Here is a 17,690-nt window from a genome sequence, read left to right as displayed (position 1 = left end):
TTTTCTTTTTAGTTACTGGACAGTGACGCTTCCCGCATCACTGTTCGCAGAATATTGTGGAGCATAGACACATTGTAATGTGGCAATGCCATCTTGATAAGTTCCGCTTTGGGCAATCCATACCGTGTATTCGAACACGTGTGTACCTTTAGGGAGGAAATCAAAGAAGAAGTTTGTTGCAACATCCGTAGTTTCCTGGTAGTAACCAAGGTTCTCTTGCCAACGATTACCTGAAAGCTGTTCCGTGGGCTCAAAGCATCCGGCTCTCAGATCTTTCAGATGTACGAATTGCATATCTTGGTTATTGGTTACCGTGATACGGATACAGATGCGGTCACCGACTTGTAAATCCTGTCCTGCCAATGGCGTCAGCGTATTTCCATTATCGCCTTCTCTCTGGATGAAAAGATCTTTCTGTACGGAGATATCGCCTGAATGGCTGGTGATCTTATCTAGTTTTTCAAAGTATTGTAAATATAGCCCACCCCAACTTGCTTGTTGCTGTTGTTTTGAAAGGGTTACGTTCATCATTTTGGGGGTAATTTCTTTCCCCGTGAAAGTTTGCTTGATGTAGCCGAGTGTTTTTTCTTCCGGGGAGACATTCAAGTTCTTGTTTCCGAATTTGACGCCCAGATTCTCCGATGAAGCTAATTGATTATTACCCGTGAGCAGCAATGCGTAGATAGCGTCTACCGTGGTTGGGGTTGATCCCCAGCTTTGGGTTTGTTTCTGCCGCAATAACCATTGTTTCATCCATTCCGTATCCGTGGAATTCCCTTCAATCTCCCGGAAGGCACTCATGATGGCCACGTGGGTTTGAATGGCAGAATTCGTGAACAGGGTAGAACGGTTGTTTGCCCAATACATTCCCATTTCGGGAGTTGTCGTGGAATACTCTTTCAGGGAGCGAATGATTTGTTTCGCAATACCCGTTTTCCCGTAACGTACCATAGCAATGGCTGTCAAGGCTTTTTCGTAAAGGGAAAGTTGTGGCCACGACGTTTCCAGTTGACCAAGATAATACTTGTGGGCTTCTCGTGCATCTGCTAATGGGATATCCCGGTATGCGCTACGTGTGTATAGGTACAGGATCTGGGAATATCCGGCTGTCTTCACGTGTTTGTATGATTCTTGTATTTGTTTATCTAGGAATTGTAACGCCTTGACTTGCATTTTTTTCACCTGTTCCGAGTGGCTTGTGACATTTAGGGAGACCAGTCTTGCCATAGCTTCAAGTACATTTGCTGTCATGAAAGTACTGGAAGTGAATCCTTTAAACCAAGACCATCCGCCATCTTCATTTTGCAGTTCGGTAAGTTTATTGATGGCTTGTTGAGAAATATAATTTTGGCGATTGACATCCAAAAGCTCTCCTAGTGAACGCATTTGTTGTGTTTCATTTTGAGCTTCGGAGACCCAAGGAGAAAGTTGCAGCAGGATAGATTTTAATTCTTGGTTCTTTTCTAACGGAGAGATCAGTGCTGCATCTGGTTTTTGCATCCATTGCCGGATTGTATTTGTGATCTGTGGATTTGCATTCGCAATGGCTGTGGCCAGTGTGCTGACATAATAGGATGCCGTGATCTCCGTGACGTTATCTGTTTGTGGCGTGTTTATCGTGGGTAGAGCTAATACGGCATACCATATCGGATTTGCCGTGAGTTCCAAGGTCAAACGGTATGGAGTAATACCTTTCGGAGCATTCAATTTGAATGTCTGTTGGCCTTGGCGGTTCATGAATATAGGTAACGTCTGTGTAGCTAAGGTTGCGTTAGGTACGACGGGCAGCACGTGCTGTTCTCCATCACTGAATTCCGATGAAGAGGCAACTATACGACACCCGAGTAAATCGATATTTTCCGGGGCTGTAAATTCAAAGCTGACGGTTTGATTTTCCTGCGCCTTCACGTTAAATGTTACCTGCTGTTTACTGATCACGGCATTTGTCGAGGGAACAAATAATTCAAGGTAAGTTTCGCCTTGTTGTACTTCCGGCGTGAGGTTGTTGATCGTGGCTTGTAATACGACTTTATCTCCTGTACGCACAAATCGTGGCAAGTTCGTGTTGATCATGAACTTCTTGCTTGTAACGACGAATTTTTCAATTTGTCCGAATTGCATCGTTGGCGTGTGGGCCAAGGCCATGAATTTCCACGTGGTGGTTGATTCTGGTGCGGTAAATTTGATGACCACGTTGCCGGTAGAATCCGTTAGCAGTTGGGGAAAGAAGAAAGCTGTTTCTTGGAAATTCTGTCTGATTTCCGGAGTTATTGTTTCGGATTCTTCCCAAGAGTCGGAATCGTAATCAAAATTGTATATAGACTTTGCTTTGCCTGCAGCTAGTCGTAATCTACCAGCTTGTTTGCAAGAGACCATCATTACTTCATCCGCCATTGCTTCCTGTGATGGTGCGGCTTCGTTATATCCTCTTGCAATGACATTGTTTAAACCGAAGAAGGAATATTCGTTCAAGTCGTATAGATTTAATTTATCATATTTGAATTCGGGAAAATTCAACCCTTGGGTCTGTTCATTTAAAAAAGCATATTGTGGATAAATGTTGTGCCGCCATCTAGGTATAGTACTGTATTCGTTGTAAATAGGGTAAAAATTCCAATTGTGAGGACGGATTACATCTAGAGAAGCGTCATACATACTGGTCATCATCTCAGAAACAATGACATTCCCTTGCGCTGTCTTGATAACGAATGACCACTCTTCTTGCTGTCCGGGAACTAGATGATCTCGGAAAGTTTTTGTAATGATATTCAATTCTTTACTAACTTCCTTGCGAGTTAACGTGATGTTGTTTAGGAAAGATTTTTCGTCTTTTATATAGCTAATGATAACCTCTGCCGTTTGCCCGTAATCTTCTTTATAAGGGATTGATAAAGTAGTATTGGAGTTGTTTAGAATCAAGCGTTTCCGCTCCATAAATTTTTGATTAGAATATATTTCATATAGAACATATACCTCTTTTGCAGATGAACCTAACAGGATTTTAGCCTCTTCACCGGGAGTGCATACCGTTTTTTCTTCCACGCACCAGTAGTAGGTGGGATAAGGTGGTTGTTTGTCTTCAAATGAATAGAGATATAGAATCGTTTGATAAGTGATGTCTTTATCATTTCCCGAACCTGCAAGTTTTAACAGGTATGCTCCGGAAGGTAGAGATGACAAATCTATATCTAGTTTTTGTTTTCTCCGGTAGTGAAGATTCCTTCGCATACTTTTTGATGAACAGGAAGATTTTTTGTGTTGTATTGTTCTCCTAGTTTTTGTAATGGTTTGAGAGAGGATAACTCATAGGTGATGTTTTCTGCCAAGGGTGAGCCGAGAGTATTTTGAGTTGTAATTAGAATATTACTTGGAAGATCTTTATTGATTTTAGAATCAACTATGGCATTTAATGAATAACGTTGGTTGCTGACGTGAATCGGATATTGTGCTTCTTGGGTTTCTCCGTTTGGAGCGGTTACTGTAACAGAAACTGTATATATGGTGAAATTATTGTATGGAGTAGGAGTTTGGGGGAGCTTTTCCGTTTTGAATGAAATTTGGAATTCTCCTTTAGCATTTGTCTGTGTTTTTCCTGCTGCTATGGTATTTTCTTGAAACCTTCCGAAAGGAGAATTGGCTTGAATACTGTAAGTCACTTTGCTATTTTCTACATGTACTCCTGAATAGGTTTTGGCAATACCGGAAATGGTAAGTTGGTCTCCCAATTGATAAGCTTCTTTTATCGGGTTGAACGTAATGTTGAATTTTGGACGTTTATATTCGGTTACAGAGATCGTTTGTGAACCTCCGGGAGTGGAGATCGTAAAGATCCCATTTAAAACTTCTTGGGGCAAAGAAAATTTCCCAGAGAAAGAACCAAATTGGTTTGTTTTGACTTCTTGTTTGGCAACAACTTGTTGGTTTGCATCTAGTAAGGTTACGGTATAATTTTTTCCGACAATGGCTTGCGATATCTCTTTGGTTGCTTCCCAACAGATTCCGCTGAAATAGACTATTTGACCGGGGCGATATACTGATCGATCCGTGAAAAGATTTACTTCGGACAATTCGGTCTTTGTGGTGTTGAAGTATTGGTAGGGAAGTTGTTGTAGAACTCCATCATTGTCGTTTCCTAAGGTGACTTGATAGTAATTGTCCTGATTTGATTCATTGAATGAAGCAAGTCCGTTTCTGTCAGAAGAATATTCTTTTATCTGATGATATTTCTTTCCGGTTCTCTTGTAGATTTTTATTTTCGCATCTTTGATCGGTTTTCCGCTAATGAGATCACAAACAAGTATATCGTAGTTGGTCTTTCCTGTTTTGCGGGCGATAGATGAAAGACGGCTTGAATTGAAATATAAAGAATCTGCTTTGATATTATTTGGATAAGATACTATTAGTTGATAACGTCCTGTGTTAGGTACAGGGATTGGTAACACTGTATCTTGGCTATATAATTGTTTTGGAAGATAATACGTGTATGTGGCTACTTTTTTTTGTTTTGAAGCTTGTTTGTTAAGGTTCAGAAACTCAAGAGTCTGTTCACAGACTTCGTACAGGGCGATTGAAAGTTTTGGTAAGTTTTTGTATGATAGTTGAATGTATTGTTCTTGACCCGGGTATATGTTAGATTTAATGGAGTAAGATGCGGTGGTTTGTGTTATCTCTTGAACCAACTGCTTTAACGTGTTGATCCGGAAATATTGAGGGTATTGGCGAATCCCAGTATTGCATATACCCAGGGCCTTTTGAAAATCTCCTTTCTTTATTACATGATTTGTTTGGTAGTAATGTTGGGCAAGTTTATAGAGGATTTCTACTTGATAGGGATTTTTGTTGTATTGTTGGGATAGCTGTTCTAAAGCGTGGATGTATAGAGAATCTTTAGCTTTTAATTGGATCTTATTCTTTACGTATTCCAAACGATCCAAATCTGAAATGAGAAGAGCGTCTGTACGTTTTGCTGCTATATCTACTTGTAACAGATATTGATAAAGTTTGAGAATATTCATGGGAATATCAAAATCTTTCGCTTCGATAGGAGTTTTTACGAATTCTTCCGTCGGGGCAAATAGTTGCCATTCAGTGATCGGTTCTTGTTTGTAATAACGGGAAATGTCATATAATCTGTTTAAAATGTCAATACTGCGGTACACGAGGAAATCATACATCGTGGGACGAAGTGCCGGAGAATTTTTTCCGAGGATGAGAATTTCTTTATAAGAGAGACAATTAATTTCGGAGAGTTTGGATTGGGCTTTTACTGCATCTAATGCATGCTGGAAGATTTTTTCTATATATATGTTTTCTGTCCACTCATCCATGTTACGAGGAATATATCCTGTGATTGGAGTTCTACGGCTGATTTTATTTTGCTCACTTTTGTAGTACATTTGATAGAGTTCTGCCAATAACGAGTGTAGAATACTTTTTTCAATTATATTTTGGTCTGTTTCTATGTATTTTTCCAAATTTTGTAACATGGGAGGGATACTGTCCATGTCGATAAGAGATTGATAATTGATTTGGCGAATTAAAGATTGTATCAGTAACGGGGAGTTTTTTTCTTTTACGGCCTTCTGATAATCCTTTTGTGCCTCGATTAAGGCTGTTTTCGGGTTTGCTGTTTTTTCTGAGGATACATTTTTTTGTCCGAAAGCAATGAGTGCACCGAATAATAATACTGTGATAATAAGTAATCTTTTCATCATATCGTAATCTGTTTGTTTATACTTTTTCTGTCTATGTTTATTCGCAGTTCCCGGGGGAAATGTTATTACATAGATGCAGAGAGAACAGAAATTCCATAAAAATAAGATAAATAATTGAAGTTTTTAGTATAGTGTGCTTGATATAAATACATCATAAGCATAGACAAATCTAGATGCTATGTTCATATTATGTCCATCATCAAGGGAAAATATGGTTCAATCTTGACTATTTACGGAGAAGGGATAGTTTTTAAAACACCCTCCCGGCGAAGCCGGCAGGGTGTTTAAGTATGGGTTTAACACAACCTCTTGCATTGATGTGTTTATGATATTATTCGAAGTTAGCAAACTCCCCCTGTTTCAAAAACTCAACGGCAGCTTCGATATCCTGGTACATCACCCGGTCTTGACTATTAAACGGTACGATCGTACGGAATTCAGCCAAGAAATTTTCCAAATATGCAGAAGTCTTGGTCGGACGTTGCATCTCGATGGCCTGTGCCGCATTCATCAATTCGATAGCAAGCACTCGTTCCACGTTCTCGATCACTTTCACTGTCTTGGTTGCGGCATTGCCACCCATGCTGACGTGATCCTCCTGCTCGTTGGATGACGGGATGGAGTCCACGGAACACGGTGAACATAACTGCTTGTTCTTGCTGACGATGGCGGCAGCGGCATATTGCGGGATCATGAAACCGGAATTCAAGCCGGAATTGGCAACGAGGAATTCAGGCGTTTTACGATCTCCGGCAATCAAGCGGTACACTCGTCTTTCGGAGATACTACCCAATTCGGCGATAGCGATGCTTAAGAAATCTAGTACCAGGGCCAGCGGTTCTCCGTGGAAATTGCCACCGGAAATGATCAAATCATCTTCCATGAAAATAGTCGGGTTATCGGTTACCGAGTTGATTTCCCGTTCAACGACAGATGCCACGTAAGCCACGGTATCTTTCACGGCCCCGTGTACTTGAGGCATACAACGGAAAGAATACGGGTCTTGCACGTGAGTCTTTTCCATTTTCTGGAATTCTGAACCTTCCAGTAAAGTGCGGATATTGCGAGCCGTTTCAATTTGTCCCGGATGAGGACGAGCCTCATGGATTTGCGGTAAGAACGGATCGATGCGTCCATCGTATGCTTCCAGTGATAAAGCTCCAATAATATCGGCATATTTTACCACTTTGAAGGCATTCAATAAAGCATAAACTGCGTGAGAACTCATAAATTGAGTACCATTCAGCAAAGCCAACCCTTCTTTAGCTCCCAGCTGGATAGGCTCCCAGCCGAATTTGGCATTAATTTCCTTTGCCGGATAGATTTTATCCTTGTAGAAAACTTCACCCTCACCGATCAACGGCAAAAACAAGTTTGCCAACGGGGCCAAGTCCCCGGATGCCCCTAAAGAACCCAACTCCTTCACCACGGGAAGAACGTCGTGGTTGAACATATCGATAATACGTTCCACGGTTACTTGTTGTACCCCGGATTTTCCCAAAGAAAGAGCGTGGGCTTTCAACAACAACATCAAGCGGATAATATCTTTATGCACGGGTTCTCCCAAACTGCAAGCATGAGACATGACTAAATTTGCCTGTAATTGGCTTAAATCTTCCTGCGAGATGGAAATCTTGCACAAAGAACCGAACCCGGTAGTGATTCCGTACAATGGCTTGTCAGACGTTGCGATTTTGTGATCCAGATAAGCCTTACAATCATTGATCAGTTTCTTGCTTTCGTCCGATAAAGCTAATTTATACTTCTTGGTTAAAATTTTTTCGATCTGCTCGAAAGTTAATTTCTCTGGGGTTATATAATGAGTCATTGGAATTTTTGATTTTAAATTTTAAATTACACGCACTGAAATGGTTACATGTTGCAAGTGCGGGTTGAATCTTTGATTTTTCACGTTATAAGTTTGAATAACTTGTAACGTGTGAACCTGTAACTTGCAACCGTTAGATTCCTCCTCACGGGAATCTAACATCAAATCCGTGGTTTTTCAGCGGGCGTTGTTCTTTGCGATAGAGTTGCATACCTTAATTCTCGCTTTTTAGTTTGTCAACTAGGCTGGAAATAGCTACACTTTCTTGTTCTCCGGTAAGCATATTTTTCAGCGTGACCACGTTATTGTTTATCTCGTTTTCACCGACTAGAGCGACATAAGGAATACTCTTTTTGTCGGCGTAAGTCATTTGTTTTTTCATCTTGGCGGCTTCCGGGTATATCTCGGAATTGATTCCTGCGGCCCGTAAGGTTTTCAGTACAGGGAGACAGAAAGCCTCTTCTTTTTCCCCGAAATTCACGAAAAGCACGCGGGTAGTTGCCGTGGAATCTTTGGGGAAGATGTCCAGTTGATTCATCACGTCGAAGATGCGGTCGGCCCCGAAGGATATACCAACGCCCGACATATTTTTCATTCCGAAAATTCCGGTCAAGTCATCATAACGCCCTCCTCCGGTAATACTTCCAATCTCCACGTCCTTGGCTTTTACCTCGAAAATGGCTCCGGTGTAGTAACTCAATCCGCGGGCAAGAGTTAGGTCTAGCTTTATTTCCGTTTGGATATCCAGTTGATTCAAATAACGGAATACGGTAGAAAGCTCTGCAACTCCTTTTAATCCGGTTTCACTGTCTTTCAAGACTTCTTGCAAGCGGGTCAACTTCTCTTCGTTGGAACCTTCTAAGCGTAATATGGGTTGTAATTTTTCAATAGCCTCTTCTGACACTCCTTTTTCCCGGAGTTCGGCATTCACGTTTTCAGCACCGATTTTATCCATCTTGTCAATGGCAACGGTAATGTCAACCAGCTTGTCGGGGTGACCGATCGTTTCGGCAATTCCGGCCAGCACTTTCCGGTTGTTAATCAGCAGGCGTACATTTATTTTCAGCCGTTTGTACACCTCGTCCACGATCTGAACCAATTCCACCTCGTTCAACAAAGAATCGCTTCCCACGACATCCACGTCACATTGGTAGAATTCTCTATAACGCCCTTTTTGCGGTCTATCGGCCCGCCACACGGGTTGAATCTGGTAGCGCTTGAACGGGAATGATATTTCATTTTGGTGTTGTACCACGAATCGAGCGAAAGGCACGGTCAAGTCATAACGCAATCCCTTTTCGCAAATCTTGTTGGTCAACCGGGGAATATTGCGTTCCTCCACTTCACTATTAGTAACAGGAGCCAGAAAATCTCCGGAGTTCAGTATCTTGAAAAGTAATTTATCCCCTTCCTCGCCGTATTTCCCCATGAGGGTGGAAAGATTTTCCATCGCCGGGGTTTCCAGCGGCAAATAACCATAAAGTTTGAATACGGATTTGATCGTGTCAAATATATAATTTCTTTTCACCATAACTTCCGGTGAATAATCTCTTGTCCCTTTCGGAATAGATGGAGTCTGTGCCATGTCGTCTTTTTTAGCTTTTATCTTAATAGTGATGCAAATATAAATGATTCTGATTTCTTTTGAAACTCTTCGGTGGAATAAATATTGATTGCTGGTGGGGTGTTGCTGAATCCTTAAGGTAAAACCATTGAAATACTTGGGAGATGGCGACCTTATTAAAAGGCCGGTATTGCTATGGCATTAAGCAATCTTTGCCTATAATTTCATGGTGATCCGGTTATAAGTTCATTTCTTGTATTTTTTCGGCACGGGAGTATAAAATACAAAGAGAATCATTATTTTTGCTTTCAATAAGGAAATGTGGCCTATGCAGAATGAATTGACTTTGTTCCGGAAAATGCAAGAGGGGGATTGGTATGCATTTAATTATTTTTTCGAGTCTTACTCGGAACGGTTATATCTTTATGCGTTAGGTTTTGTCGGGAATCGAGCGGAGGCGGAAGATATCGTGCAGGATACGTTTATTTACCTGTGGGTGAATCGGGCAAAAATAACCCATACCGGTTCCCTTTATAGTTATTTGAGTCAATCGGTCAAACATGCGTGTATAGATTGGAAACTTCACGAAGAAGTCGAACGGAAGTACCGGCAGGAGATAATGACCTCTGGGGAAGAAACGGAGGAAAAAACGGATAATTTCGAGGAATTGTATGGTCGTTTGCAGGTTGTTATGGATAGTTTGCCTCCCAAATGCAAGGAAATTTTTATATTGGGATGTGTTGAGGGATTAAGTTACAAAGAAGTTGCAGAACAATTGGGGGTATCCGTGAATACAGTGAAAACCCAAGTCAAAGTTGCTTACAAAAAAATTAAATCTGAATTTGGTAATACAGATAAAAATTTCATGTTGATCTTGTGCAATTCTTTTTTCAAGAGATAGGCTCTTGCCATTTATTAATCCTACCTACAGGGTGAATCTTAATACTTATATATAAGTGATTGCCGTCTTCAGGAATGGAATCATTTTACAAAAAAAAATACAATTTCTTTTCACCCTAATTTACCTGTTTCTCGCTTTATGCATAGAAAGTCGGATAAGAAGGCTTTACTCTAAAAAAACGAGGTAGTATGAGTACAAAAGATGAAAAAGATTGGTTACGGGCAATATTGGAGGGGAAGGTCAAGCCGGGAGATGCCGAGTGGAAAAGGATATGGCAAGAGGAGGACTTTACCGGCGTGAGACGTGTGTTGAGAGAGGTCGGGATGCGGAAAAAGGATGAGTTGGTGGCCGATCGTCAAAAAATGTGGCAAGCCATCGAGCAATACCGAGGTGAAGGTAAAAACCGGAGGCGTGTGTCAATATGGCGTTGGGTGGCTGCCGTGATGTTGCCTTTATTGTTGTGTGGTACGTTGTGGCTGAGTTTACGAGAGAAGAAAGAAGTGCTTGTTGCAAAAGTAACCCCAGAGATCGAGGCCGGAACAGCGCATGCCGTGTTGCTTATGGGACAAGGGGAAAGAATAGATTTATCCATGACTTCGGGTGATACCATTTTAAACAAGGGAGATGTCCGTATCCGATTCGATTCTTCTAAAAGCGTGACGTATGAACAAGTGGTCGGAACTCCCGCTAAGGTAGAGTACAACACGATCATTGTTCCTCGGAAAGGCGAATATCAATTAATTTTGGCAGATGGTTCGAAAGTTTACTTGAACTCGGAGTCGAGACTTCGTTTCCCGACTCATTTCGAAGGAAAAGAGAGACGGGTGTATCTGGAAGGTGAGGGATATTTCAAGGTGGCGAAGGATGCTGCAAAACCTTTTATAGTCGAGACAAAAGAGGTGAATGTAAGAGTGTTGGGAACAAGTTTTAACGTGAACGCTTATGCCTCGGAGATGGCCGTCCGGACAACGTTGGTTTCCGGTAAAGTGCAAGTGAGCAATAGGACGGGCGAAGAAGTCACAGTACTAAATCCGGGACAACAAGCTGTGTGGCAGGGAGGATGTTTTTCTACCCAAGAGGTTGACGCGTTGGCTTTCACGGCATGGATAGATGGAAAATTTTACTTTGAAGAAGGTGCCACTTTGAAAAAAAATTACAGAACAATTACAACGGTGGTATGATCTTGATTTTATTTTTTCCTCTGAAAGGGTAAAACAGTTTGTTTTTGCCGGAATGATTAAAAAAGAGTACACGGCCGACGAGATTTTCTCCATGATAGAGAAAACAACACGAGTGAAATTTAATGTGCATGGAAGGACGATAGTTGTAAGTGAATTAGATAAATATAATTAACTAAAAATAAAACCGGGAGTTGTTGCTGCAAGTCCCGGTACAAAAGAACATCACGAGAAGTTTGCGAGACCCTCGATGATGATTGTTTAACTCTATATTACAAAACTATGAAAAAAAATCGAACGGGTACGTATTTTCCGTTAAGAAAATCGCGTGTGAAAATTTTGATGGTTATGAAATTGACTTTTTTATTGGTGTTAGGCTTCGTCTTTTCTCTTTCCGCGAGTGTACGAGCACAGGATCAGATTGTGACATTGAAGGTGAAAAAGACACCTTTTTCCAAGGTGATTTCCGAGTTGAAACAACAGACATCACTGGATTTCTTTTATAGTTTTAACGAAGTGGACGTGAATCAGCTCATTTCGTTGGACGTGAAAAATATGAAAATAGATGAAGTGCTACACCGGATGTTGGGCGAGAGATTCACGTGGGAATATGTAGACAACATGGTGGTTATCAAACCTCTTCCGGTAGGTGAACAAGAAAAGAAATCTGTGCGGGTGAAGGGGTTCGTGTATGATGTAAATAAACAACCTTTGGTAGGAGTGACAGTAAAGCTCGTGGGGGTAACTTTGGGAACTGCGACTGATGCTAGGGGATGGTTTGCTTTGGAATTACCTTTGACAAAAGGTGAATTAGAATTTTCTTTCGTGGGCTACGAGAAACGTGTGTTGGCATTTACTCCCGAAACAAGTAAAGACACCTTGCGGATCATGATGAAGGAGGACGTAAAAGCCATTGATGAGGTGGTTGTGACCGGGTATCAGGTATTGAAGGAAAAAGGTATGGCGGGGTCCTACTCTCGGGTGGATGTAAAGGATTTAGCCATGACTGGTACCGAAACATTGGAATCGATGCTTCAAGGAAAAATCCCGGGAATGATGGTGATTAATACGAGTGGTTTGACGGGAACTCGCCAGAAAGTGCGTGTCCGGGGAACTGCAACATTGGTTGGTAATGCAGAAACCGTGTGGGTTGTGGATGGTATAATTCAAGAAGATAATTTGCCCTTTGAGGCGTCGGAACTTACCAATATGAGTGATAACGTGGAAATGATGCGAGATTTTATTGGAGGGGCGATCTCGTGGTTAAATCCCAATGATATAGAGGACATAACGGTACTCAAAGACGCTTCTGCTACGGCAATTTATGGTGTAAAGGCTGCTAATGGCGTGATTCTGATTACAACGAAAAAGGGAGAACGGGGGCGGATGCAATTAAATTATTCAGCCAATTTTACTGCCAGTCAGAGAATGAATTATAATCGTCAGGAAATCATGAACTCGAAAGAAAGAATAGATCTTTCAAGAGAAGCTTATGAACGAGGAGCTAGGGTAGCTAATGAAAATATAGGTTATATGGGTTTGGCTTTGGCGTATGACCGTAACGAAATTAGTTTGGATGAATTTGATGCAGGTGCGAAGAAGCTAGAGTTGATGAATACAGACTGGTTTGATATTCTTTACCGAACACCTTTTAGTCAATCTCATACATTGAGTTTTTCCGGAGGTGATGCAAGTGCAACATATCGTGCTTCGTTTGGTTACCGGGATGTTAAGAATACGGCTATTGGTAACGATCAAGTGGCATACACGGGTAGCTTGAACACGAGTTTTATTTTCTGGAATAAACTGACCGTGACGGCTTCTCTGTCAGGTAGCCATACGAAAACAAAAGCATTTGCTTCGGGTGTCGACCCGTTTTCTTATGCTATAAATACAAGCCGGGTAATCGCTTGTTATGATGACGATGGGGAATTATACTACTATGACAAGGGAGGATATAAATACAATATATTGAATGAACTGGCTAATTCGGGTAATGAAAATACTTCAAAGAGCTTGACGTTGAATTTGAATGCCCGTTGGCGTGTAACAGAATCTTTGGCTTTGTCGGCAACTCTGGGAGGAACATCTAGTAGTTCATTTGGTGAGACCTGGTTTACTGAACGTTCAAATTATATTTCGGCCATTCGGGAATACGAATTCGGGGAATACGGGCCGTTGGATTTGAAGTTTCAGGATTCTAGGTTGCCCTATGGAGGTATGTTGGCGGTAACGGAAAATCGTAATTTTAATTACACGGCTCGTCTTCAGGCTGAGTTTGTGAAATTATTCCGCGGTGTACACTCCGTGAATTTTATGGCCGGACTAGAAGTGCGTAGTAGTCAGTATGATGGTTTTTCACAGACGAATTGGGGATATCAGCCGGATAGAGGTAAATCGTTTGTAGATGTACCGGCGGAAACTCCTAACGGGCGTTTAAACCAGACATATGCCGCAACCAATCCGACGATAACAGATCGTGTTTTAAATTATGTTTCATATTATGCCACGGCCGGATATATGTATGATAATCGTTACTCGATAAATTTATCCTTACGGCAGGACGGTTCCAATCGGTTTGGGGATGATGGAAAGTTTTTACCCGTGTGGTCATTGGGACTGCGTTGGAATGTTACGGATGAACATTGGATGCAAGACCAAAGACTGGTTAATAATTTGGCATTTACGGCTTCATTCGGTTTTCAAGGTAATGTTGCCGAAAACGTGAGCCCGGAACTCGTGACAAGATTGAAGGCTGTAAATTCAAAAACTGGAGAATACCAGATGACTTGGAAACAATTACCTAATCCCGATTTGAAATGGGAAAAAACGTTGTCCGTGAATCTTGGGGTAAATTTCGCTTTGTTTGACAGTAAATTAAATGGAACATTCAATTGGTATCACAAAAAGACAACAGATGTGATTACTTCAGCCAGAGTACCTTTTGAGAATGGAACATCCAGCATGTACGTGAATGACGGTGATATAACAAATAGAGGATGGGATTTTGCATTTTCTATTGTTCCGGTTCGGACAAAAGATTTTATGTGGAGCGTGGGAGCAAGTTTTTCAGGTAATACGAATAAAGTAAAATCGGATATTGAACCTAACGGAAAGTGGAGTAATGCTGTAAGTGGTTCTCTTAATAAAGAGGGATATTCCGTGGGCAGTTTCTGGGCTTTCAAATTTACAGGTTTGGATCCGTCTAACGGAGAACCGTTATTTGATTTTTCTCGGGCAAACACGGCAAAAGCTGCAGAAGATGCTACAGAATATATGGTGTATGTGGGTTCCAAGGAACCGACGTTCACGACTGGAATCAATATGGTTTTTCGTTGGAAACGCTTTTCGTTCCCGTTGAGTGTATACATAAGTACGGGGAACTATGAGTTTTTAAATTCTCCTTATAAAAGTGGAGATATGATGATGAACGAGTATCAGAATGCTTCTTCCGAGTTGAAAAAACGTTGGCGCAAACCTGGAGATGAGCAGTTTACGGATATTCCATCGATACCGGTAGGAGACAATTGCCGTCCCTTGTATCCGTTTGAAGACGGGACGACGAAAATTTACCCGTTAGAAGCTTGGAAATATTCGGATGCTAGGGTCGTGAAAGCTTGGTATGTCCGCTTTAATGATATCAAATTGTCATACAATTTACCGGATAAATGGATTAAAGGCTTTGCCGAAAACGTGACAATATCCTTTACGGCAACGAATCCTTTGCAGATTAAGAGTAAGGATTTTAAAGGACGGGATCCGGAAGTGGCTGTCGGAAAACAACCTCGTTCACAGGATTTTTCGTTTGGTTTGAATATGAGTTTTTAACGATAAAAAAGAAAGGCAATGAAGACAGGAATATATTTATTAATATTTATTGCTTGGTTGGCGATTGGATGTAGTGATTTTTTGAAGGAAGAAAGCTCAGACGAGATTCGTCCTTCAACGTTGACTGATCTGGAACAACTACTCTTGGGGGATGGTTATGAAGATGCGTATAATTTTTATTACTGCACAGAAATATTCACGGATAACATCAAGAGTAATGGAGCGAAATCAACAGATATGCAGACTGCTCATGATAAGGATAAATGGAAATTTATCTGGGATGAAAATATGTTTACAGAGTCGGGTAGTGGGTATGATGCTGCTTTTTGGCAAGGACTTTACGAGGGAATTTTAGGATGTAACTTAGTGTTAGACAATTTAGATCAGAAAGATGGTGAGCATAAATTGAGAGAAAGTTTACGTGGAGAGGCGTTAACTTTACGGGCATGGTATTATCTCCATCTGGTGAATTTCTTTGGGATAGCCTATAACCAGGGAAATCCGGATACGAATCTTGGTGTACCTTTGAAATTGAACTCAACCGTGACGGGTGAATTCTTTCCCCGCAACACGGTTCGGGAAGTTTATTCTCGTATTGAACAAGATTTACTAGAAGGCAACCGATTGTTAACGGAATATGATTATGATCGGGATTACTTCCGAATGGGGCATCTCGCGGCTAAAGCTATTTTGTCTAGATTGTATCTTTACATGGAGGAATGGGATAAAGCCTTGGAATATGCTGATGCGGTATTGGCCCAAAAATCTGATTTGTTGGATTTGAATACGTTGAAGTGGCAAGGACTCTTGGCAAGTGGAAGCGCGGGATGTGTTTATTTAACAACGAGTCCGGACGAGATTATTTGGGGACGGCAACAACCCAAAGCATTTACTAAAGGGATTGGTATAGGAACACCTTTTTCCGTTTCTAATGAGTTGTGGAGTACGTACGAGAACGGGTCTTATACGAATTATACGGCAAGGAAGACACATGACATTAGAAGTTTTATGTATTTTTCATGGAGTCAGGATATTTCGGCTTTGTTGTCAGGAGGGGAATTAGGATGTCGTGATGGTATTTCAAAAGCGAAAGACGATTTTGGGGGATACCAAGGAATTAGAACTGCCGAATTATACTTGAACCGGGCGGAGGTCTACGCTCGAAAATATTTGGCTGAAGGAAACGAGTCTTACCGGCAGGCAGCCCTTGCTGATTTGAATGAATTACGCAGACATCGCTTTAATAAGGCTTTCCCTTACGAGGATGCGGATATTACGGATGGACAGGAATTATTAGACTTTTGTTTAGCTGAACGTAGAAGGGAATTGTGTGGGGAAACAAATCATCGTTGGTGTGACTTACGTCGTTTGGGAATAACGGTGACACATATACTGGAGGAGAACGGAGAGACAGAATATAAAAAAGATATGAGTCATTATTGCCTACCGATACCGGAAAAAATCTTGGATTACAATCCGCTTTTGGAACAAAACAAATAGAAATTAAAAGAAAAGAATATGAATATAAAACATATATTGTGGATCGTGGCTTTGGGATTAGTTGGTTGGATAGGGTGTAGCGATGATGAAACATTAATCCCTTCGGATACCTTAGTACCCCAGATAGAGTTGCCACAGGGGAATCATGAATACGATACGAAAATTGTTGATTTTTTCGAACGTACGGGATTATATATTCTTTATAAGTTTGAGCCGAGGGATGTTTATTTTGCCGGAAATCTTACGTGGAGTGAAATGTATTACGATACAATCGTGACTGCTTACACATTTCCGTTAGGGGATAACCTGTACGTGAAAGATAGTGTGGTCTATCAGACAATGTTGGGACGCGTGCAAAAAAGTTGGCCGTTAGGAACAGCATACAAGGATAATGGTTTATGGACAAGAGCTACCTTGGATGAAGAGAATAAGAAGGTCTATATTGAGGAGCAAAGCGTGAAAGCGTACGGGAATTTTAAAGTTGATGAAGCGAATGAAGAATACGTTGGAGAACAGTTGGCTTGGATAGAAGAAATGTTTTTGAATTTTTATCCCGAATTAGTTTTGAAAAAAGCTATGCCCATGAAAATCATTCTAGGACGTAATTTGAAAGAAATGTTTGGAGGTACGGCTCTAGATCGATCTTATTATACGGACGCGTATAATAGCCTGATATTTAGCCATGGAGATGAAAGTATAGAAAACTTGACTCAACATCGGAAAGATTCGCTTAAATCTATTTTACACACCTGGTTTGGGGTTAAAAAATTAGCTTCAATATATTCGTTCAGTGATTTTTATGAGGTAACAAATTATTATTGGGCCGGAACTGCTAGCAAACCTTTACCCAAAGATTATTATCGTTTAGGGCTTGTTGGCGAACCGAAAACTGTACTTTTAGATCAAATTCAAAAGGGAGATTTAGAATCTTACCTGAAAATGATCACGAGTAATTCTTATGCTACCCTGACGGCAGAACCTGAAAGCGGGGATTACGATAAAAACAGTTATCTGGGTATTCTTCATCCGAAAAAGGATGTGAACCAATTAATTCGAAAAAAATATGATATATTGATTCGAATATTTAAGGAGCAGGGAATTGATTTGCAAGCGATAGGTGAACTTTATAACTAAAAAGGGAGTTATTCTCCGTATTGTATAATTAACTAAAAATCAA

Annotated in this window: 10 protein-coding genes; 6 read left to right on the top strand and 4 right to left on the bottom strand. The window is 41.0% G+C overall.

Annotation, left to right across the window (positions count from 1 at the left end; translation table 11 throughout):
- Positions 1 to 12: 12 nt before the first annotated feature.
- The 4 genes from D8S85_RS10465 to hisS all read right to left on the bottom strand — a co-directional run bounded on the left by D8S85_RS10465 (position 13) and on the right by hisS (position 9,127).
- Positions 13 to 3,228 (bottom strand): alpha-2-macroglobulin family protein, encoded by a 3,216-nt coding sequence (locus D8S85_RS10465; RefSeq protein ID WP_127075043.1) that lies wholly within the window; start codon positions 3,226 to 3,228, stop codon positions 13 to 15.
- Entirely contained in the window at positions 3,189 to 5,714 is a 2,526-nt protein-coding gene (locus tag D8S85_RS10460; RefSeq protein ID WP_127075042.1) for an MG2 domain-containing protein, read from the bottom strand. Before D8S85_RS10460 ends, D8S85_RS10465 begins: the two co-directional genes overlap by 40 nt.
- A gap of 331 nt (positions 5,715 to 6,045) precedes the next feature.
- Positions 6,046 to 7,542, bottom strand: a complete 1,497-nt coding sequence (gene hutH, locus D8S85_RS10455) for a histidine ammonia-lyase (RefSeq protein WP_205702824.1) — start codon at positions 7,540 to 7,542, stop codon at positions 6,046 to 6,048.
- Between the two features lie 214 nt (positions 7,543 to 7,756).
- A complete protein-coding gene (gene hisS, locus D8S85_RS10450; protein ID WP_106480655.1) occupies positions 7,757 to 9,127 on the bottom strand; it encodes a histidine--tRNA ligase in 1,371 nt (456 codons plus the stop codon).
- 307 nt (positions 9,128 to 9,434) lie between these two features.
- On the opposite strand from hisS, the gene D8S85_RS10445 reads away from it, so the two are divergent.
- The 6 genes from D8S85_RS10445 (at position 9,435) to D8S85_RS10420 (ending at position 17,647) form a co-directional block, all read left to right on the top strand.
- Positions 9,435 to 10,007: an RNA polymerase sigma factor gene (locus D8S85_RS10445; RefSeq protein WP_228423187.1), complete on the top strand. Its 573-nt coding sequence runs from the start codon at positions 9,435 to 9,437 to the stop codon at positions 10,005 to 10,007.
- A 188-nt stretch (positions 10,008 to 10,195) separates the two neighbouring features.
- Positions 10,196 to 11,188 carry a FecR family protein gene (locus D8S85_RS10440; RefSeq protein ID WP_127075041.1) on the top strand — a complete coding sequence of 331 codons (993 nt, stop codon included), beginning with the start codon at positions 10,196 to 10,198 and terminating at the stop codon, positions 11,186 to 11,188.
- A complete protein-coding gene (locus tag D8S85_RS22255; RefSeq protein ID WP_127075749.1) occupies positions 11,160 to 11,360 on the top strand; it encodes a DUF4974 domain-containing protein in 201 nt (66 codons plus the stop codon). Before D8S85_RS10440 ends, D8S85_RS22255 begins: the two co-directional genes overlap by 29 nt.
- A 173-nt stretch (positions 11,361 to 11,533) precedes the next feature.
- On the top strand, positions 11,534 to 15,013 hold the full coding sequence (locus tag D8S85_RS10430) for a SusC/RagA family TonB-linked outer membrane protein (protein ID WP_228423186.1): 3,480 nt from the start codon (positions 11,534 to 11,536) through the stop codon (positions 15,011 to 15,013).
- A gap of 18 nt (positions 15,014 to 15,031) precedes the next feature.
- Positions 15,032 to 16,513, top strand: coding sequence for a RagB/SusD family nutrient uptake outer membrane protein (locus D8S85_RS10425; RefSeq protein ID WP_106480651.1), 1,482 nt, complete (start codon positions 15,032 to 15,034; stop codon positions 16,511 to 16,513).
- A gap of 18 nt (positions 16,514 to 16,531) precedes the next feature.
- Positions 16,532 to 17,647, top strand: a complete 1,116-nt coding sequence (locus tag D8S85_RS10420; RefSeq protein WP_106480650.1) for a hypothetical protein — start codon at positions 16,532 to 16,534, stop codon at positions 17,645 to 17,647.
- Positions 17,648 to 17,690 lie beyond the last annotated feature (43 nt).

Source organism: Butyricimonas faecalis, from assembly GCF_003991565.1.
Lineage (GTDB): Bacteria > Bacteroidota > Bacteroidia > Bacteroidales > Marinifilaceae > Butyricimonas > Butyricimonas faecalis.
The sequence above is the reverse complement of the archived record's forward strand: the minus strand, read 5'-3'. Positions and strand labels throughout refer to the sequence as shown.